This is a genomic window from Flavihumibacter stibioxidans, from assembly GCF_014332695.1.
In the GTDB taxonomy this organism is placed as follows: Bacteria; Bacteroidota; Bacteroidia; order Chitinophagales; family Chitinophagaceae; genus Flavihumibacter; species Flavihumibacter stibioxidans.
Genome location: NZ_MBUA01000012.1, coordinates 903,996 through 924,024, shown reverse-complemented (window position 1 = coordinate 924,024; position 20,029 = coordinate 903,996). Strand labels below are relative to the sequence as shown.

General features: G+C 47.8%; 16 protein-coding genes. 3 read left to right on the top strand and 13 right to left on the bottom strand.

From position 1 onward, the window contains the following. Positions 1–3 precede the first annotated feature (3 nt). A complete protein-coding gene (locus BC349_RS11020; RefSeq protein WP_187256773.1) occupies positions 4–444 on the top strand; it encodes an SRPBCC family protein in 441 nt (146 codons plus the stop codon). 93 nt (positions 445–537) lie between these two features. Next, positions 538–2,064 (top strand): arylsulfatase, encoded by a 1,527-nt coding sequence (locus tag BC349_RS11015; protein ID WP_187256772.1) that lies wholly within the window; start codon positions 538–540, stop codon positions 2,062–2,064. On the opposite strand, the gene cydB is transcribed toward BC349_RS11015, so the two are convergent. The 5 genes from cydB to BC349_RS10990 form a co-directional block, all read right to left on the bottom strand. Further along, positions 2,058–3,086, bottom strand: a complete 1,029-nt coding sequence (gene cydB / locus BC349_RS11010; protein ID WP_187256771.1) for a cytochrome d ubiquinol oxidase subunit II — start codon at positions 3,084–3,086, stop codon at positions 2,058–2,060. The two genes, BC349_RS11015 and cydB, sit on opposite strands and share 7 nt — an antisense overlap. 9 nt (positions 3,087–3,095) lie before the next feature. Then, positions 3,096–4,484 carry a cytochrome ubiquinol oxidase subunit I gene (locus BC349_RS11005; protein WP_187256770.1) on the bottom strand — a complete coding sequence of 463 codons (1,389 nt, stop codon included), beginning with the start codon at positions 4,482–4,484 and terminating at the stop codon, positions 3,096–3,098. 11 nt (positions 4,485–4,495) lie between these two features. Further along, entirely contained in the window at positions 4,496–5,380 is an 885-nt protein-coding gene (locus tag BC349_RS11000; RefSeq protein WP_187256769.1) for an AraC family transcriptional regulator, read from the bottom strand. Positions 5,381–5,544: 164 nt separating this feature from the next. Beyond that, positions 5,545–5,994: a CBS domain-containing protein gene (locus tag BC349_RS10995; RefSeq protein ID WP_187256768.1), complete on the bottom strand. Its 450-nt coding sequence runs from the start codon at positions 5,992–5,994 to the stop codon at positions 5,545–5,547. 31 nt (positions 5,995–6,025) lie between these two features. Beyond that, the gene (locus BC349_RS10990; RefSeq protein WP_187256767.1) at positions 6,026–7,222 is read right to left on the bottom strand and encodes an NAD(P)/FAD-dependent oxidoreductase; all 1,197 of its coding nucleotides are present in this window, start codon (positions 7,220–7,222) and stop codon (positions 6,026–6,028) included. A gap of 220 nt (positions 7,223–7,442) precedes the next feature. Between BC349_RS10990 and BC349_RS10985 the strand changes: the two genes are divergently transcribed. Continuing rightward, a complete protein-coding gene (locus tag BC349_RS10985) occupies positions 7,443–8,822 on the top strand; it encodes an MBL fold metallo-hydrolase (protein WP_187256766.1) in 1,380 nt (459 codons plus the stop codon). Here the strand turns inward: BC349_RS10985 and BC349_RS10980 are convergent. The 8 genes from BC349_RS10980 to BC349_RS10945 form a co-directional block, all read right to left on the bottom strand. Then, positions 8,817–10,463, bottom strand: coding sequence for a UxaA family hydrolase (locus BC349_RS10980; RefSeq protein ID WP_187256765.1), 1,647 nt, complete (start codon positions 10,461–10,463; stop codon positions 8,817–8,819). The genes BC349_RS10985 and BC349_RS10980 overlap by 6 nt on opposite strands. A 3-nt stretch (positions 10,464–10,466) precedes the next feature. Further along, on the bottom strand, positions 10,467–11,639 hold the full coding sequence (nagA, locus tag BC349_RS10975; protein ID WP_187256764.1) for an N-acetylglucosamine-6-phosphate deacetylase: 1,173 nt from the start codon (positions 11,637–11,639) through the stop codon (positions 10,467–10,469). Between the two features lie 24 nt (positions 11,640–11,663). Then, positions 11,664–12,383, bottom strand: coding sequence for a glucosamine-6-phosphate deaminase (locus BC349_RS10970; RefSeq protein ID WP_343063680.1), 720 nt, complete (start codon positions 12,381–12,383; stop codon positions 11,664–11,666). 29 nt (positions 12,384–12,412) lie between these two features. Then, positions 12,413–14,392: an alpha/beta hydrolase family protein gene (locus BC349_RS10965; RefSeq protein WP_187256762.1), complete on the bottom strand. Its 1,980-nt coding sequence runs from the start codon at positions 14,390–14,392 to the stop codon at positions 12,413–12,415. Positions 14,393–14,415: 23 nt separating this feature from the next. After that, entirely contained in the window at positions 14,416–15,699 is a 1,284-nt protein-coding gene (locus BC349_RS10960; RefSeq protein WP_187256761.1) for a sugar MFS transporter, read from the bottom strand. Between the two features lie 15 nt (positions 15,700–15,714). Beyond that, positions 15,715–17,394, bottom strand: coding sequence for a GMC oxidoreductase (locus BC349_RS10955; RefSeq protein WP_187256760.1), 1,680 nt, complete (start codon positions 17,392–17,394; stop codon positions 15,715–15,717). Between the two features lie 77 nt (positions 17,395–17,471). Next, complete coding sequence (locus BC349_RS10950) at positions 17,472–18,485, bottom strand: LacI family DNA-binding transcriptional regulator (RefSeq protein WP_187256759.1); 1,014 nt, start codon at positions 18,483–18,485, stop codon at positions 17,472–17,474. Positions 18,486–18,594: 109 nt separating this feature from the next. Beyond that, positions 18,595–19,989, bottom strand: coding sequence for a Gfo/Idh/MocA family protein (locus tag BC349_RS10945; protein ID WP_187256758.1), 1,395 nt, complete (start codon positions 19,987–19,989; stop codon positions 18,595–18,597). Positions 19,990–20,029: the final 40 nt, after the last annotated feature.

Sequence of the window (20,029 nt, the reverse complement as noted above, 5' to 3'; positions counted from 1 at the left end):
TTTATGGAAAAGCAATCATTTCGGGTGTTGATCAACGCGTCAAGGGAAAAGGTATGGAACATCCTGTGGGACGACAGTAACTACCGTAAATGGACAACCGCATTTTGTGAGGGATCTTATGCGGAAACAGACTGGCAGGAAGGGAGCAGTGTCCTGTTTCTGTCACCGGGTGGCAATGGCATGGTAAGCCGGATCGTCGCCAAAAGGCCGCCGGAGTATATGTCTTTCCGGCACCTGGGTGAAGTGAAAAATGGTGTGGAAGATACAACCAGTGATAAGGTGAAAGCATGGGCCGGGGCCGAAGAGAACTATACACTTATTGAAAAAGACGGCGACACAGAACTGGTTGTGGAAATGGATATGAATGATGAAATGCGCAACTATTTTATGGATACCTGGCCGAAAGCTTTGGAGAAACTGAAAGAATTGTCGGAGACTCCCTGATTGGAGCCTCCCTGATCAAAGACGCCCTGATTATGGCGAATGAAGCTGGTGGATTGAATCAGGTGACCTATTTTAGTGACTGAATTCTGATCCATGTACAATTCACGCCGGTTATTTCGCCGAAGCTTTTATTCCCTGACTATTTTGGCTGTTGCCGCCTGCCATATCGCCAACGCACAACATGCAGGCAATGAGATCCGGCCAGCCGGCCAGCCTGCATTGCCAAACATTATCTACATCTATGCAGATGATCTCGGCTATGGTGAACTGGGCTGCTACGGACAGAAAAAGATTAAAACTCCCAATCTCGACCGGATGGCCGCAGAGGGAAAACGGTTTACCCAGCATTATGCAGGGGCGCCGGTGTGTGCGCCTTCGAGGGCGATACTGATGACAGGTAAACATGCGGGCCATTCCTTTATCAGGGGCAATTATGAACTGGGGGGATTCGAGGACAGTTCAGAACGCGGCCAGATGCCGCTGCCGGACAAGGCATTTACTGTAGCCCAACTGCTCCGGCAAAGGGGTTATAGGACGGCACTGGTGGGTAAATGGGGACTGGGTATGCATGTCACGGAAGGCAATCCCTGCAACCAGGGTTTCGATTATTATTACGGTTACCTTGACCAGAAGCAGTCGCACAATTTTTATCCGACTCACTTATGGGAATCCGACCAGTGGGATACGCTGCGCCAGCCCTTCAACTATGTTCACCGCCCCCTGGATCCCAAAACAGCCACCCAAAAAGACTTTGATTCATTCAAGGGGCGTGATTATGCGCCGCAGAAGATGACGGAAAAAGCACTTGAGTTCATCAGCCTGAATCAGCAAAAACCATTCTTTTTATACCTGCCCTATACCCTTCCGCATGTTTCGTTACAGGTGCCTGATGAGTGGGTGGAAAAATACCGGGGACAGTTTGAGGAAGCACCTTATTATGGGCAGCGGGGTTATGCATCACACCAGTACCCCCGTTCTGCTTATGCCGCCATGATCAGTTACCTGGATGCGCAGGTAGGGATTATTATGGATAAGATAAAGGCGATGGGAATGGATGAAAACACCCTGATCATGTTCAGCAGTGATAATGGCACCACCTTTAATTCTGGTGGTGTGGAGGCAGCTTTTTTCAACAGTGTGGCGGGTTTGCGGGGACTGAAAATGGATTTGTACGAAGGCGGGATCAGGGTTCCCTTTATTGCCCGCTGGCCTGGCAGGATTGCACCCGGAACCACCAGCGACCTTGTGTCGGCGCAGTATGACCTGATGGCAACACTGGCTGAATTAACCGGGCAGGGAATGCCCGCGAAGTCGGATGGCATATCCTTTCTGCCGGAATTGCTTGGAAAGGGTGAACAGAAAAAACACAGGTATCTCTATTTTGAATATCCTGAAAAGAACGGCCAGCTGGCTATCCGCATGGGTAACTGGAAGGCGGTGAAGACCAACCTGAAAAATGTTCCCAAAGCGCGCTGGCAATTATATGACCTGTCCACTGACCCTGCTGAAACAACAGATCTCGCTCCGCAAAACCGTAACCTGCTCAGGAAATTCAGCAGGATCATGAAAAGGGAGCATATTCATTCCGATGTGATGGAATGGGAGATCATTGATCAATAACTTGTTTCATCCAGTTTAACCTTGCCTTTAAAGGTCCAGAAAACAAAGCTGGTATAAATGCCGACCAGGGGCGTGCCAATTGCAGCAATAAGCAGCAGGGTTCCCATGGTTTTTTGTGATGAAGCTGCATTGTCGATGGTGATGCTGTTGGCCGGGTTGTTGCTGGCATACAGGAGGTTGGGAAAGACTTCCACGGCTACTGCCACCAGCAGTGCGGCAATCGTCACGGAAGAGCTGATGAAAGCGAAGCCGTAGTTCCCTTTTTTCAGTTGCCGGGGGATATTGGCAATGGCCAGCAGCATGATGGCGGGGAAAATAAAGTAGGCCGGATTACTTCTTATTTTATCACTCAGGTGCGGAATATATAATAGGGTATACAAGGTCGTTAGTGCAAATACAACCAGGAAAAATATATTGAAGTTTTTTGCCAGGATGGTCAGCCTGGTATAAAGCCTGTCTTCGGTTTTCATGGCCAGGTAGATGGCTCCGTGTGTCATGAAAAGTGCCAGTGTGGTTACGGCCACCATAATTGAAAACGGGTTGAAGAAGGTGCCCATTCCGCCGGCGAATTCTTTTTGCTCATTCAGTGGCAATCCCAGTGCCACGTTTCCAAGCATGAGCCCCAATGACAGGGTCACCACCACACAGGCGAAAGTATATACGATATCCCAGGTCAGCCGCCATTTAGGTCCGGGTTCCTTACTTCTGAACTCTATGGCCACGGCACGCCAGATCAGTCCGATCAGGAAGATCATAGCCGGAAGGTAAAATGCTGAAAACACTGCAGCATATGCAACCGGGAAGCCTGCGAACAATGCACCTCCCGCGATCACCAGCCATACTTCATTACCATCCCAGACAGGTCCGATGGCATTTAAAGCAATCCTGCGGCTCTTTTCCTTTTTGAGAAAGAGGTGGAGGGCCCCGGCACCCAGGTCAAAGCCGTCGAGAATGGCGTATCCGGTAATCACTGCGCCGAATACCAGAAACCACAATGTATTGTAATCGATTCCTAAAAACATAGCTAAAGTTTAATGGTGCATGATGGGGTTTTGTCTCCTGCTGGAATCCCCGGATTCATCGTCTTCGCCGTGATGCTCTGTCATAACCGGTCCATGCTGGATCTTTTTGTTCAGCAAATAAAGGAATAGTATGAGCAGGGTCAGGTAAACCAGGGTGAACATAATCAGGGAGATCAGCACCTGCTCTGCTTTAACCGCATTGGACAGGGCATCGGAGGTCCTGAGTAATCCGTATACGACCCAGGGCTGGCGGCCCATTTCTGCTGCGAACCATCCCGCCTGGTTGGCAATCTGGGGTAACAGTACCGCCCACACGAAAATGGTCATGAGCCATTTTTTATCAAACAGGGTGCCGCGTTTCCATAACCAGCTTGCATAAAGCGTCAGAGCGATCAAAGCCATGCCGATGGCAACCATGATATGGTAAAATTGAAAAACAGCATTTACCTGTGAAGGGCGGTCTTCGGGTTTAAAAGCATTCAACCCGGTAACCGGTGTCTTGAAATCGTAGTGAATCAGGAAACTGAGTCCGCCGGGAATTTTTAGTCCGCTGGTGGTCTGGCTTTCCTTGTTCACCCATCCCAGCAAATACATGTCTGCTGCGGCAGTGCTGTCAAAATGACCTTCCAGTGCGGCTAGTTTTGCGGGTTGGTTAACAGCTACACCGTCGGCGCTTTTATGCCCGGTGAACAATTGCGCCAGGGAGAAGATGGTGGCAACTGCCAGTGCGATTTTAAAAGAAGGCCGGGCGATTTCGAGGTGTTTATTCTTAAGTATATAATACGCGTTCACACTCAATACCAGGAATGCTCCGGCGAGGAAAGCGCCTATCCATACATGGGTCAGCCTGTCAACACTGGAAGGATTAAAAACCATGGCCCAGAAATCTGTGATCTCGGCCCTTGCATTCAGGCCATCACCCACAATATGGTATCCGGCAGGGGTTTGCTGCCAGCTGTTGGCAACCACGATCCAGACAGCGCTGAACATGGATCCAAGGAATACCATGATAGTGGAAAAGAAATGGACTTTTGAACTGACACGGTTCCAGCCAAACAGGAGAATTCCCAGGAAGCCGCTCTCCAGGGCGAAGGCGAAGATACCTTCGGCTGCCAGCGCACTGCCGAAAATATCTCCCACATATTTCGAATAGGTGGCCCAGTTAGTACCGAATTCAAATTCCATGATGATGCCGGTAGCCACACCCAGTCCGAAGATGAGAGCAAAGATCTTGATCCAGAATCGGGTCATGTCTTCATAAATCTTTTTCCCTGTTTTCAGGTAGAGCCCTTCCATGATCACCAGGATCAACCCCAGTCCGATACTAAGCGGCGGATAGATATAATGGAAGGCGATAGTGAAGGCAAATTGGATCCGCGATAATACTTCTACATCCATGATGACAAATTTTATTTGATGGCCAGTTTGGTTTTTCTGAATTCCTCCGGTGTAACGCCGATGTATTTCTTGAAGAACTTGACGAAATAGGAGGGGTCATCGAAATTCAACTGGTGAGATATTTGTGAAACATTATAGTCGGAATTTACAAGCAGGCGCCTGGCTTCCAGCAACACGCGGTCGCGGATGATTTCGCCGGCTGCTTTGCCCAGGGTGCTTTTGCACAGCGCGTTCAGGTGATTGGGAGTAATAAACAACAGCTCAGCATATTCCTTGGGCAGCTTGTTGACCTTGTATTGTTGTTCGATCAGTTTCTGGAAATTCCGCAGGATGAGATAATTGTGGCGGGTTAGTTTGCTGGTTTTGTCACTCACGAGTTTCCTGCTGACCAGTACAAACAATTCCACCAGTTTGGCGCGCAGGTAATCATATTTATATTCCTGCTGGCTCTTGCATTCTGCCTGCATATTGATAAACAACTGCAGCAGTTCCGGTTGCATTTTTTTCGGAACCTTCAGCACATTGTCACCAGAAATTCCGCTGAAAAAAGGGAAGTCGGAAATATAATGCGGGTTGATAAAAACAGAACTGAAAAAGGATTCAGTAAAATTTACCAGAAAGCCTTCAGTGTTGTCAGTGAAGCTCCATGTATGCACCTGTCCGGGTATCATGAAATAGATCTGTCCGGCTTCTGCCTCATATCCATCAAAATCAATCGTGTGTTTTCCGCCGCTTTTGGTGAAATAAAGGATCTGGAAGAATGAGTGCCGATGCGGGAAAACCATATTGGGATGGGTTTTCAGGAAATCGCTCAGGTGATAGATCAGGATGTCGTTCAATGTGAAATCATCTCCCAGTAGGTTACACATTCCGACGGTTGGTATTTGTTCCGGCATATTATCCTGTTGTTTACAACCAATTATCTTTTGCAAAGCTACACCTAACCCTCTTTAAAGGTATGGACAGAATTTCGTTCTTTATGGTACTATTTACTGAATGGCAGGAATAAAAAAACCAGGGCCCGAAAGGACCCTGATGATGGTATGGGGGATTAAAATAGTCAGATGTTGACGCCCTGGATATAGTTGGACATAACCTGGATGGTGTGTTCCTGTTCGCGGATCAGTAAGGAAACCACATCGCCAATACTGATGACACTTACAGGTTTGCCATTTTCGAGTACAGGCAGGTGCCTGATCTTTTTACCTGACATTTTTTCCATGCATTCCTGGATACTGGTACCCCTGCCCACGTGGATGATTTTTTCGGCCGGCGTCATGATTTCGCTGACCAGTGTATCAATGGAGCGCTTTCCCTTCAGCACAATTTTACGTGCGTAATCCCTTTCCGTCAGGATGCCCAGCATAGTGCCATCCTGGTCCATTACCAGCACGGAACCTGCGTTGTTTTCGCCCATTACCTTAACCGCGTCATAAACAGAGATATCAGGCCTTACCTGGTAAATCTGATTGGTTGCGCGAAACTTCAGAATGTCATTGACAGTAGCCATCGTTAGATTGTTTTTGTTTTTAGTTGATGTATTAAGCTTTTCCGGGTAAAATCTTAGCCCAGTAGAGCCAGGGAAGGATATGGCGCTTCAGCATGTACATGCTCCACCTTTCCTTGCTCTGGTCAATAGGGAAGGTCTCCTGGGGTTTGTTCTCGTAATCAAATTCTGCCAGTACCAGTTTGCCGTAACCTGTTACCAGCGGACAGGAAGTGTAGCCATCATATTTGGCGGTAAAAGCCTGCTGCCTGATGCATGCCAGCAGGTTTTCTACCAGTACGGGTGACTGTTTGCGGATGGCCGCACCTGTTTTGCTGGTGGGCAGGCCGGAGGAGTCGCCCAGTGAAAAAATATTGGGGTATTTGTTGTGCTGCAAACTGTGTTTGTCAACATCCACCCAGCCGGCGGCATTGGCCAGGGAACTGTTCCTGATAAAATCCGGTGCGCTTTGCGGCGGGGTTACGTGGATCATATCAAAATCGACCAGGTACTCTTCATCCTTGTTCTTTTCGCCGATACCAACAAATTTTGCCTTTTTCCCCGGGCCGTCAATTTCAACCAGTTTTACGTTGAAGTTGAGTTTGATATTTCCTTTTTCCACCACTTTCAGCAGTGTCTTTTCGTAGTGCGGAACAGCAAAGAGCTTGCCTGCGCCACTCCAGTACTGGATATCCACCTTATCCAGCAGTCCGTTTTTGCGGAAATAGTCTGCTGCCAGGTACATGATCTTGTGAGGCGCGCCACCGCATTTTACCGGGGTGTGAGGGTTGGTGAAAATAGCCTTTCCGCCTTTCAGGTTTTTCAGGCATTCAAAAGTATAAGGTGCATAATCGAAGCTGTAATTGGAGCAAACATTGTTTTTACCAAGGGTTTCCTTCAGTCCTTTGATTTCACCCCAGTTGAGCTGGATACCGGCAGCAACTACCAGGAACTCATAGGTTACGGTTTCGTTGTTGTCGAGTTGTACGGAGTTTTCTTCCGGTGAGAAGGAGGTTACCTTCTGTTTGATCCATTTCACGCCTTTGGGCATCACATCCGCTTCGTTGCGAACCGTGGCGTTGATGTCAAAAACACCGCCGCCTACCAGTGTCCATGCAGGCTGGTAATAATGTTTGTCGGCAGGATCAATGATCGCGATATCAAGTTGTTTGTCTTTAAGGAGCAGTTTGGACGCTACGGAAATGCCTGCATTTCCTCCGCCAATGATTACTATCTGGTGCTTAACCGGCATATGGCATAATATTTTATATGCCAGTTACGATGATTTGGAAAAAGGCTTCGTGACAAATATCACGCAGGACCCGGCAAGTCCTATAATTTCCATGAAAAACACCATTCCGCTGGAGCTGATCAAATTCATGGTTATCTGTAACATTAAGCACTTATGGAGAGAGGCGGCTGTTGCAATTTTGGAGGTGTCAATCGATGGCCATTCTTTAAGCGTATGATGTATGAAAATAGAACAGTTATATACCAGGGGTCTTGCCGAGGCTTCCTATTATATTGAGTGTAATGGGGAGGCGGCCATTATTGACCCTTTGCGGGACCCTCAGCCCTATCTTACGCTTGCCAGGAAGAACAAGGCTAAAATCCGCTTTATCCTGGAAACGCATTTTCATGCCGATTTCGTGAGTGGCCACCAGGAGCTGGCCGAAAAGACAGGGGCAACCATTGTTTTCGGCCCCACTGCCACGCCCATGTACAAGGCACATGTGGCAAAGGATGGCGAAATATTATCCCTGGGCGATTGCAGCATCAGGGTGATGCATACACCGGGACATTCTCTCGAATCGAGTACCTACCTGTTAATAGATAATAACGGGAAAGACTATGCGATATTTACCGGTGATACCCTTTTCATTGATGATGTGGGCCGCCCTGATCTCGTGCAGCGGGTGAAGGCGGAGATGACCCCGGACTTTCTTGCAGGCCTCCTATTTGATTCGCTGAGGAACAAGATCATACCACTGGCAGATGAGGTGCTGGTATATCCGGGTCATGGGGCCGGAAGTGCCTGTGGCAGAAAGATAGGTGAAATGACCTTTGATACCCTGGGCCGGCAAAAGCAGACGAATTTTGCACTGAGTCAGGACATTACCAGGGATGAGTTTATCAGGCGGGTAACGGAAAACCTGGCGGAACCGCCGGCGTATTATCCATTTAATATCCTGATGAACGCAACAGGTGATATTCCCGACCTGGAAGAGGTATTGAAAAAAGGGAACCGGGCGCTTTCGTCAAAGGATTTTTACCTCCAATGGCAGGCTGAGGATGCAGTAGTGATAGATACCCGGCAGGTAGCTGATTTCCAGCGTCAATATATTCCGGGATCACTGTTTATCGGATTGTGTGATGACTTTTCCTCCTGGGTGGGGAACGTGGTGAAGGATATCCGCCAGCCGATCTTACTGGTCACGGAAAAGGGGCGTGAACGGGAGAGCATCATTCACCTGTCGCGCATCGGATACCACAATATTATCGGCTACCTGAAGGAAGGGGTGAAAGGCTGGTCAAAGGATGGTTTTGAGACGGCCGCTGTGCCTGTCATAGGACACCAGCAATATGCGGGTTTTACCGTGAAGGAGCCGGGGTTGGTAATACTCGACCTCCGGACTGAATGTGAATACAAAGCACACCACCTGCCACAGTCTATAAATATGCCATTGGAATCCATTCCGCATAAATCGGGTCAGTTGCAAAAGAGCCGCAGCTATTTATTATGTTGCGACAGCGGATACCGTGCTACAATAGCCTATTCGCTCCTTAAACTGGACGGTTTCCAGCGGGTTACCTGCGTGGAAGGTGATCTGACAGCTGTTCCGGTATTATAGGGATACACCTCTTTTCCAGGGAATGAAATCATTCTGGTTAAGGAGTACAGCCTTCGGAACAATTTCACCACTCGCGCAGTGAATGCAAAAGTGCAGGATATCCTCTCCCATTTCCGAAATGGTTTTTGTTCCATCAATAATAGCTCCGGTATCAATATCAATGATATCTTTCATTTTTTTCGCCAATACTGAGTTTGTAGCGATTTTGATGGTAGGACATATGGGATTGCCGGTAGGGGTTCCCAGGCCGGTAGTAAAGAGAATCAGGGTGGCGCCGCTGGCAGCTTTGCCTGTTGTAGCTTCCACATCGTTCCCTGGTGTGCAGAGAAGATTCAGTCCCGGCTTTACTGCAGGTTCGGTATAATCCAGCACATCGGTTATAGGTGAAGTGCCTCCCTTCTTTGCCGCCCCTGCGCTTTTCATGGCATCGGTGATCAGTCCATCCCTGATATTGCCAGGTGATGGATTCATGTGAAAGCCGGAACCAGCGCGGGTGACAATCGATTCATAGTTCTTCATGAGGTCAATAAATTTCTGTGCAGCGCCAGGATCTTCCGTACGATCGAGCAGATCCTGTTCAACACCGCAGAGTTCAGGAAATTCCGCCAGAATAATTTTTCCGCCAAGGGCAACCAGCAGGTCGGCACAATAGCCTACAGCAGGGTTGGCGGAAATTCCACTGAAACCGTCACTGCCGCCACACTTCACACCAATGCAGAGTTTGTCCAGTGGTGCTGGTTTTCTTTCCTGCTGATTAATGGCTATCAGGCCTTCGAAAGTTTTTCGGATGGCAGTGGTGATCAGTTCTTCCTCAGTTCCGGCCTGTTGCTGTTCGAGCACAACCATTGGTTTGTTGAATCCGGGGTTTTGTGTTTTAATTTCTTCCAGTAATTCCGTTACCTGGAGGTTTTGGCAGCCAAGACTTAAAATCGTTACTCCGCCAACATTGGGGTGGTTGGCATATGCTGCGAGTAATTTACCCAATACCGCTGCGTCCTGTCTGATGCCGCCGCAACCGCCCTCGTGCTTCAGGAAGCGGATGCCATCTACATTCTTAAAAGGCCTGTCTGTTCGTGTGGGATCCGGACCAAATGAATGCATGGCTGCATCAGATAAGGGACGGGCATCCTTATATGCCGATAGCAAGCTGTTGGTATAGGACCTGTATTTTTCTGTTGCTGAATATCCCAGCTCGTTTTCAAGAACTTCGCGAATCACGTCCAGGTTCCTGTTTTCACAAAAAACAGTGGGGATGAAAATCCAGTAATTAGCAGTGCCTACCCTGCCATCACTCCGGTGAAAACCGTTGAATGTCAGTCCCCTGAACCGGCTGGTGTCCGGTGCCTGCCATTTATAATCATAACCGCGATAGCGGTAGGGCTCCGCAGCATGGCGCGTATTGCCGGTATGCACTTTTGTTCCTTTGGAAACTGCATGCAGGAGTTTGCCAACCAGCACGCCATACATAAAAACGCTGTCGCCCGAAGCCATATCATTCATAAAAAATTTATGCTTGGCGGGTATGGGTTCCTGTAACAGGAATTCCTCGTTTTCACAGGAGACTAATTCGCCTTTACGAAGGTCAGTCAACGCAACGAGTACATTGTCGGCCGGTGATAATTTCAGTATCTTGTTCTTCATGCTTTAATATAATTGGGAACCGCCTATTATGACCTGCTGAACGGTTACGGTATCGTCAAATATGGTAATATCAGCGTCCTTGCCTATTGCCAGGCTGCCTTTGGTTTTTGCAACTCCCGCTATCCTTGCCGGCGTGGTGCACATCATTTTAATGACGTCCGGCAGGTTTATACCGGCATCTTTCCACATCACGCGCACGAGCCTGTCGGCTGTGGCGATGCTGCCGGCGAAAGAAGACTTATCTGGAAGTTTGGCTACATCATCTTCTATGATCACTGGCAGGCCGTCATCCATTTTTCCCAGGACAGTCCGGGTAACATTGGTATCCGCAGCCCTCATGGCATCGGTGACCAGCGCAATCCTTTCCGCCCCTTTTATTTTGAAGATCAGTTGCAGCAGGGGTATTGGGAGGTGTTTGCCGTCGGCGATGATCTCCACATCCAGTTCATCGATCAGGAAAGCGGACTCCACTGTGCCGGCAAACCGGTATGCCCCCCGCCTGATCACACCGTTCATGGCTGAGTAGAGATGTGTAACCAGCGAGTATCCGTGTTTCATGGCTTCCACCACATCGTCATAAACGGCATCTGTATGCGCAATTGAGGGAATGATTCCCAAAGATGAAAGGTGATCCCCCATTTCCAGCGCTCCCTCCAGTTCCGGCGCTATGCTCCATCTCCTGATACAGGAGTGTTTTGCCAGGATATCCCTGTATTCAGCAGGTTCTGGGTTGCGGATAAATCTGGGGTCCTGGGCCCCGCGATGGTTCATGGCGAAATAGGGGCCCTCAATATGAACTCCCAGCAGGTTGCATCCGGTTCCATGAAGCCTGGCTATTTCCTCATAACAGTCCAGCACCTTGTGGATTTCTTCTTTTGTACTGGTGAGTGTGGTTGGCATCATGCTGGTGGTGCCATGTTTCATGTGTGCGCGGAAAATTCCTTCAAAGGCTGCTTTTGTGCCATCCATAAAATCATAACCGCCGCCGCCGTGTACATGCAGGTCGATGAATCCCGGGGAGATATAATTCCCCCTGACATCTATCACCTCATCGGCAGCATTAACCGGCAAGTGATTGCCCAGGGCCCTGATCCTGCCATTTTCATAAAGGACAGCACCGTTTGGTATGATGCCGTTTTCGGTTATGAGCTGTCCGTTGGTGATGATGGTTTTCATATCAGGTAACCAGGCTTGATGGGATTATAAGAGTGATGCAGAGTCTTCATCTAAGAATATATCACAATGTGCATGCTGCTGCAGAATACTTGAAGGGAAGAGGTTACTCACTTCATTTTTCAGGCAGTTCCTGACTGCTTCCGCCTTCCGCTTGTCGGGTACCGAGCAGATGATGTGTTTTGATTTCATGATCTGCTGAACCGACATACTGATTGCCTGTGCGGGTACTTCGTCGATGGTGTTAAACCATCCCTCGCCCATTTGTTGCCTGCGGCAGGCTTCATCGAGATTGACAATGATGTAGGGAATCTCAGTGTCAAAATCTGCCGGGGGGTCATTAAAAGCCAGGTGACCATTCTCTCCGATTCCAACCAATGCTACATCTATAGGGTATTTTGCGATAGCTTCCGACAGTTTTTTGCATTCAGCCTCAGGATCTGTTTCGCCATTGATCAGGTGGATTTCTTTAAGAGCCGGCACCTGAATGAGAAAACGTTCTTTCAGGTATTTCCTGAAACTGGCGGGATGGCTTTCCGGCAAGCCAATATATTCATCGAGGTGGAACATTACAACCCCAGACCAATCAATTTCCTTATCATTGATGAGATAACGCAATGTTTCAAACTGGCTGGCGCCGGTTGCAAGTATTACATTGGCCTGGCCTTTTTCACGGATCGCCTGTTTTATAAGTGCTGAAGTAAGTGTTCCTGCTGCATGTCCCAGATCCGGGACATTCTTATTCACATGTATCTGCATATATTTTGAATAAATGATTAATTAAAATGCAATGAACCCTTTGACCGGTATTGTGTGGCCAGCAGGTTGTATTTTTCCAATAAGGCGGCTTTTTTATCTTCCGTTAAAATTTTACCGTGAAGATTTCTTGGATTAGTAATACTGATTTTTGAATGGGAAAGCGCCATGGCATGAACGAGGTCGCCCCAGGGAATGATTCCGGGCAGGGTAATGGACATGTTGAAATATTCCACCTCCGGTTTTTCTTCATATACATAGCTTACCAGGCTGTCACAGAGTATGAGTTCGTCAATGCCGGGATAAAGTGCACTGAGTAATATGGCGGCTACGCCTGCTTCCCGGTTTGCAGATACCCGGAGAGTTGCATCTGGTTTTGATTTTCTGATAAGATCCAGGATGACTTTAAATTCCTTTATCCATTCGCCTACAACCGTTTTTCCCAACCAGATAAGCGTTCTTGATAAAGTATGAAATGGCGTAATTTCATTGTCATAAAAACTGGCAACCGGCGATGAAAGTTCTCCGGTTCCAAGCAGGTCAAATGATACTTTTTCGGCATTTCCCTGGGTAGGACAAGCCTTGTCTATGGTGGTTTCTTTACCATCCGGATCCGCACTGATGATAAAAATATCTGATTCGTTTTCAGAAGCCTGAAATATGACGGGGATCCGGATGCCTGTATCGGTGCAAATGGATTTCAAAATGCGGTTTTTATTCAGGCTCTGTTCATTTGTTTTTTCAACAGACCACCAATTCTGAATACGTACTATTTTTTTCAACTCCTGCAGTTCCGTTTCAGCATTTCCGCTGAATTTTTTTTGGGAGAGGATTGAATTGCTGGTGATGCGCAGATAATCCGGTTGTGAAATGATTTTGCTGTCCCGTTTTTTATGTTGAAACACCTTTAGCTCTTCCTTCTCCAGCAACTCTGTATCCAGGTTTACAGGCCCCTGTTTTTCGTTTTCTTTCAGGTGGCTGTTAAACCAGTTGATCATGGCAAACTGCATTTCTTTCGAGTACTCGTGTTCGTTATTGAAAATCTGCACATGAAAATTTTCACTTGCGTTAACCAGTCTGTAGATCTTTCCGGTGTTTTTAACTGTCCGCAACATTTCTGTTGCCGTAAATGCCTTGTGTTTTTCCTGGAGGGCATTGCATACATTCAATGCCCTTGGTGCTATCAACCCAAGTATCTGAGATTCCTCGCAAAAGGTGAGTCCATCCGGCAGTGTTTCGCATACGCAATTGTGAGCCATTACAAATGCCTCAAAAGTACCCACACTTACTACAGGCATTGCAGCTTTGATCCTTTTATCGATGGCTGCCAGCCACATCGCCTGGTTACCGCCACCACTCTCACCTGTTGCGCCAATATTGTTTTTATCAATGAAGTCAAGTGAGGAAAGGAAATCGACAATCCGCATATTTTCAGACACCTGTATGCCCAGCAGGCTCTGACCATTGTTGAAATGGTTTGCTCCGTCCATGCCACCATGGTAATCGGAATCATCTGGTTTAATGGATCTTTCTCCTGTTCCGAATGTGTCCATGCAGAAACAGGCAAATCCATTTCTTGCCAGGATGTGTGCCCTCTTCTGTACGGAATGATTAAGTTTGGAATCCAGGATATGTCCATGAAAGTTTATGACAGCTGGGAAGGGCCCATCTCCATCAGGAATATATAGGTTGCCGGTGGCATAAACTCCCGGCAGAGTTTGGAAGTAGATGTTCTTGATACTGTAATTCATTACCCGCGACCTCCCGGTAACCTGTTCATCAAAATCAAGTTCAGGGAAGAAAGCGATGCCGGCTTTTTTCAGTATGTTATCATAGATGCGATCTTTCATACCAGACCACTCCTGCCTGGTTGCCGGAATTTTATGTTTGGTAAACTGGCGGGTTGCTTCTTTTTTCAGCAAGTCACAGATCTCATCCGGTTCTTCCGGAAGGCCTGTTCCTAGTTGCCCCTGGTTATTGGTACTGATATCTATATACATTGTTCAGAAAAGTCGTTGAAGTATTATTTACGCGGTTTGTGCCCAGCCTGTGCATAATACAGGATATAGGCATAACTGGGAATGAGGCAGAGCAGGAAGGCTGATTTAAACCCTATTGACGGAATGCTTTTCAACTCACCAAATAAAAGTGGAATGATGGCCCCCCCGGCAATACCCATGATGAGCAGTGCCGCGCCGGTTTTGGTTTTTGAACCAAGCCCATTAATAGCCAGCGGGAATATTGCAGGCCACATCAGGGCATTGGCCAGTCCGAGCATAGCCACCATAGTTATGGCAGTATATCCGGTGGTGAAGTAGGTTGCGATGGTGAATAGGAGGCCCAGTAGTGCCGACATTTTGAGCGCTGTCTGCTGTGATAAATATTTCGGGATCGTGATGATACCTATGATGTATCCGATGAGCATGGCTGTCAGGGTAAAGGAAGTAAAGTATTTGGTTTTCTCCAGGGGCATGCCCATGGAATTTCCGTAAATGCCGATTGCATCGCCGGCCATTACTTCGGCGCCTACATAGAGGAAGATGCAGATTACGCCTAACCAGAGATGGCTGAAAGAAAAGATGCTTTTTTCTTCTGTAGTACCATCGGAAGCAATATCTTCCTCATCCTTTATTTCGGGTAGTGCAGACCGGTAGATCATTATTGCAAGGGCTACCAGTACGATGGCCATAATAATGTAAGGGGTGTGGATACGGGAGGCAAGTTCTTCCAGCAGTTTCTCTCTGGCTGCGGGTTCTGTGGTGGTGTTCAGTGCATTTTGTGTTACGCCAATATTGGAAAGCAGCAGTGTTCCGAGAATCAGTGGGCTGATGGCTCCGGCAACTTTATTGCAGATGCCCATGATGCTGATCCTTTTTGCTGCGCTTTCTATGGGGCCCAGGATGCTGATATAAGGATTGGAAGCTGTTTGCAGCAAGGCCAGCCCCGCCCCCTGTATAAAAAGCCCGGTAAGGAAGAGTCCGAAGCTGCGTTGGTCGGCGGCTGGCAGGAACAACAGTGTGCCCGCTACCATTACCATTAAACCCAGCGACATGCCTTTTTTGTAGCCAGTATATTTAAGGATGGTTGCCGAAGGTAATGCCAGGAAGAAATACGCCATGTAAGATGCGGTCACTACCAGAAAAGCCTGGGTATCACTCCTGAGTTCACAGGTGATTTTCAGGAACGGTATAAGTGTGCCGTTCAGCCAGGTAACGAATCCGAAGATGAAAAACAGGATTCCAATGATCAGGATCGGATAAAAATTGCTTTTGGGTGGGCTGGATGGCAAGCCTGTTGTTTTTTGCATGGCAGATTTTAGTACTTATAAATTTCCTCTTTTTAGTTCTTCCACCGCGAAGTTGGCGGCTCTTGCGGTAAAGGCCATATAGGTAAGTGAGGGATTCTGGCAGGCTGAGGAGGTCATGAAAGCGCCGTCTGTAACAAATACATTTTTGGCATCCCAGACCTGGTTCCATTTGTTAAGGACAGATGAACCGGGTTCGCGGCCCATCCGGGCAGTTCCCATTTCATGAATGGCCCGGCCGGGTGCGCCGGCTTCATCCGATGACTGAATGTTTTTGATGCCGATAGCCTCCAGCATTTCAACTGCATCGCCCACCATATCCTTGCGCATCTTTTTTTCGTTTTCCTTTATCTCACAATCAACAGCCAATGTGGGAAGGCCCCATTTATCCTTGCGGGATTTGTCCAGTGACAACCGGTTTTCATGATATGGAAGCATTTCACCGAAGGCACCTATGCCAAAACGCCAGTTGCCGGGCTCTGTTAAAAGGTCTTTTAGTTCTTTGCCGATCAGATACTCTGCAACTTCCCTGTTCCAGCCCTGTCTTCCGGCGCTGCCCTGGTAGCCAAAGCCGCGCAGGTAATCGCGTTTGTCGCCAAATAGATTCCTGAACCTGGGAATATATATCCCGTTTGGTCTTCTTCCGTAATAGTATTTATCGGTATAGCCCTCCACATCCCCGGATGCTTCCGCGCCTACATGATGGTCCATCAGGTTATGCCCCAGTTCTCCGCTGCTGCTCCCCAAACCATCGGGCCAGATATCGGTGGCAGAGTTCATCAGTATCCAGGTGCTGTTAAGTGTGGAGGCATTCAGGAAAACGATTTTGGCCCTGTATTCATAGGTCTTGTTTGTTCTGGCATCAAGCACTTCCACCCCGGTGGCCTTTTTACTGTCTCTGTCGTATAATATCCTGGTTACAATGCTCCAGGTATGAATGGTGAGGTTGCCGGTCTTCAATGCAGCAGGAAGGGTGGACGACTGGGTGCTGAAGTATCCGCTGAAAGGGCATCCCAGTGCGCATTTATCGCGGTACTGGCATTTGTTCCTTCCCGGCAGGGTCTCTGTGAGATTGGCAGATCGCCCCATGATCATCACTCTCTTGCCATTATAAAATGATTTCAGTTTTGCAGAGAGATCCTGTTCCACACAGTTCATTTTCATTGCCGGCTGAAACATGCCATCGGGCAGTTGCGGAAGGTTTTCATGCGACCCATTGATGCCGGCAAATTTTTCAACATGATCATACCAGGGGGCAATTTCTTCATAGCGAACCGGCCAGTCTGTTCCGATTCCGTCTTTTGCATTGGCTTCAAAATCAAAATTACTGAGCCGGTAACTCTGTCTTCCCCACATGATTGACCTTCCGCCCATCTGGTAGCTGCGGTACCAGTCAAAGCGTTTGATTTCCGTGTAAGGATTTTCTTCCTCCAAAGGCCAGTAATCCATCAGGTTCTCATCCATCAGGTAATCGCGGCTCAATACAGGGTATTGTTCTATCATTTTCCTGGTGCGTGTTCCACGGTGGGGCCAATCCCAGAATTCCTTCTGGGAGTTGGTATAGTCTTTCAGGTGCTCAAAATTCCTTCCCCTTTCCAGCATCAGGACCTTCAGCCCTTTTTCGGTCAGTTCTTTTGCAGCCCAGCCCCCGCTGATTCCGGAACCCACCACTATTGCGTCAAATTCAAATTCTGACATGTTGGTAGTATTTTCTCTAAACCGTTCAGCATTGAATTTATTAAACTAACAGCCTCGGATATTAATATAACGTTTTACTATTTTAATATCACGAGCCTTGAGTCCAGTATTACTTTATAAAAAGCGGAGTTGGCAGCCGCGTTGGTGCTCTTGTTATTCATGACATCGATGAGCACCTCCATTGCCTTTTGTCCCTGCAGGTAGGGATACTGTTCAAGGGACGCTGCGGGCTTGAAAACGGTGTGGGAACTCATAGGCAGGTTGGCAAAACTGACAACCGGAATGGTTTTATCTTTCTTTATCGATTTCAGGTATTCAATGATGTCAATGGCGGCATTGTCGTGAAAAGCCACCAGGGCAGTTGGCTTTCTTTTGCTGGACAGTAATTCTTTCACTGCCTGTATCACGCTTTCTTTTGACAGGTCTGAGTTCACCACCAGCGAAGGATCGTATTTAAGCCTGTTTTTACTGAGTGCCTGGCGGAAGCCTTCCAGTCGCTCCTTACTGGAGAAAAGTTTTTCAGGACCGTTGACCATCCCGATAATCCTGTGTTTTTGCTGCAGGAGATAATTCATGGCCTGCACTGTTCCGGATACGAGGTTGCAGGCAACATAATGAATTTCTTTCATGTCCGGGATTCGGTCAAAGAAAACGAGCGGAATTGTTTCTTTAATTTTCTTCAGATGGTCGTATTGGAAAGTGTTTTTTGAAATGGAAATCAGAATGCCATCCACCCGGTGTTTTTTCATTGTTTCCAAAAGCATTTGTTCTCTTTCGGGATCTTCCATGGATTGCCCCAGCAATACAACATAATTATGTTTGTTGGCCACTTCCTCAATGCCGCTGATCACCTGCGGAAAAAATGATTCTACCAGGCTGGGTACAATTACCCCGATAGTGTTGGTCCTGCCTTTTTGCAGGAATATGGCTGTCTGGTTGGGTTCGTAGTTAAGTTCTTCCGCCATCGCCCTCACCCGCATTTTGGTTCGCAATCCGATACTCTGGTCATCATGAAGGGCTTTGGATACTGCTGAAACGGAAATGTTCAGTCGCTTTGCGATTTCCTTTATGGTGACGGGCTTTTTTTCCATAACATGAAGTTACATGATCGTTTAGTTTTATATCCACTGTGAAAAGGGATAAAAAAAAGTTACGGTATAGACATACCATAACTTACTACTTGTAAATCAAAACTACTGCTTACTGCTTGCTTGCAAAGGAAAACACCTGTGAAAACGGTTTTCTCGTTTTCCATTTTCCCCGCGAAAAATCGGGCACTTTGACCAGTTGACCACCTGCTGCAATGGAGGCTGCACTCAATGGCGTGATGCTTCTCCAGGTCGCCAGGTCATATACATCCAGCGGGAAATCAATCTTACGTTTGATACATTCGATAAAGGCATTGTCGACAAAGAAGTCCATGCCACCATGTCCTGAGCCTTCCGCTTCTTTTGAAAACTGTTTCCAAAGCGGGTGGTCATATTCCTCCAGATATTTTTTGGGATTTTCCCAGGTATGGGCAGGACTCCTGTCTTCAAAATAAATCATGCCCTGGTCAGGCTGCCCCTCACTGAACTCCTGCCAGAGCCCGTTGGTGCCCTGTACCTTAAAGCCCAGGTTATAGGGCCGGGGGGAGTTGGTGTCGTGGGTTAAAACAATGGTTTCACCATTTTCCGTCTGGAGGGAAGTGGTAACAATATCGCCCAATTTGAATTTGAGCTTCGCGTTGGGATGATTTGGTCCGCCATCCGGATTATTGGCCACATACCGGTTCATTCCCCTTGCCTTGGTGGCCATACTGGTAAGGCTGGTCAGCCTGTTACCGCGGTTGATATCTGTCATCACGGCGATGGGCCCCAACTGATGGGTGGGATAAATCTCCGCGTTTACCTTATGGTAGTACTCAGTGCGCCACCTGGACGAGCCGATTCCTTTTTCACCAAATTCCACGCCCTTGCAGCACTCGGGTGAGGTGTTGAATAGCTGTGCCCTCAGGTCGTGCTGGTAACCGCCCTGCAGGTGCAGTAATTCACCGAACCTGTTTTGCTGGACCATATTCAGTACGGCCATGATATCACGCCTGTAACAGACGTTTTCGAGTATCATGATGGGTGATTTTGTTTTTTCGTAGGTATTGACAAAGTCCCAGCAATCCTGCAGTTTGATGGCACCGGCTACTTCCAGTCCCACTGCTTTTCCCGATTCCATGGCAAATATGCTCTGGGGCAGGTGCCATTCCCAGGGTGATGCTATTATCACTGCATCTATATCTTCTCTTTTCAGCAGGTTTTTGTAATCGTTATTGCCGTTTCCGAAGACGATGGGCTCCGTCCTGCCATATCTCCTTACCAGGTCCAGCGCTTTTCCGCTGCTGGAAGAATTCGGATCTGCTACAGCAATAATGTCCACATCCTTTCTTTTAAGCATTTCTTCCATATGCAACCTGCCTCTGGAGCCAACGCCGATAAAGCCCATCCTAACCCGGGTGTTTTTTTCCGAAGCAATGAGGTGTGCAGGAAATTGCAGAAAAGTGGCAGCAGCCGTTCCCATGGCGGTATTACGGATAAAAGACCGCCTTGTAATATCCTTGGACATGATTTTTTGATTTGTTTGAAAGTACAGATTAAAGTATGCA

Coding starts and splice junctions, on each gene's coding strand:
- BC349_RS11020 (WP_187256773.1), top strand. CDS start 4: ATGGAAAAGCAATCATTTCGGGTGTTGATCAACGCGTCAAGGGAAAAG.
- BC349_RS11015 (WP_187256772.1), top strand. CDS start 538: ATGTACAATTCACGCCGGTTATTTCGCCGAAGCTTTTATTCCCTGACT.
- cydB (WP_187256771.1), bottom strand. CDS start 3,086: ATGTTTTTAGGAATCGATTACAATACATTGTGGTTTCTGGTATTCGGC.
- BC349_RS11005 (WP_187256770.1), bottom strand. CDS start 4,484: ATGGATGTAGAAGTATTATCGCGGATCCAATTTGCCTTCACTATCGCC.
- BC349_RS11000 (WP_187256769.1), bottom strand. CDS start 5,380: ATGCCGGAACAAATACCAACCGTCGGAATGTGTAACCTACTGGGAGAT.
- BC349_RS10995 (WP_187256768.1), bottom strand. CDS start 5,994: ATGGCTACTGTCAATGACATTCTGAAGTTTCGCGCAACCAATCAGATT.
- BC349_RS10990 (WP_187256767.1), bottom strand. CDS start 7,222: ATGCCGGTTAAGCACCAGATAGTAATCATTGGCGGAGGAAATGCAGGC.
- BC349_RS10985 (WP_187256766.1), top strand. CDS start 7,443: ATGAAAATAGAACAGTTATATACCAGGGGTCTTGCCGAGGCTTCCTAT.
- BC349_RS10980 (WP_187256765.1), bottom strand. CDS start 10,463: ATGAAGAACAAGATACTGAAATTATCACCGGCCGACAATGTACTCGTT.
- nagA (WP_187256764.1), bottom strand. CDS start 11,639: ATGAAAACCATCATCACCAACGGACAGCTCATAACCGAAAACGGCATC.
- BC349_RS10965 (WP_187256762.1), bottom strand. CDS start 14,392: ATGTATATAGATATCAGTACCAATAACCAGGGGCAACTAGGAACAGGC.
- BC349_RS10960 (WP_187256761.1), bottom strand. CDS start 15,699: ATGCAAAAAACAACAGGCTTGCCATCCAGCCCACCCAAAAGCAATTTT.
- BC349_RS10955 (WP_187256760.1), bottom strand. CDS start 17,394: ATGTCAGAATTTGAATTTGACGCAATAGTGGTGGGTTCCGGAATCAGC.
- BC349_RS10950 (WP_187256759.1), bottom strand. CDS start 18,485: ATGGAAAAAAAGCCCGTCACCATAAAGGAAATCGCAAAGCGACTGAAC.
- BC349_RS10945 (WP_187256758.1), bottom strand. CDS start 19,989: ATGTCCAAGGATATTACAAGGCGGTCTTTTATCCGTAATACCGCCATG.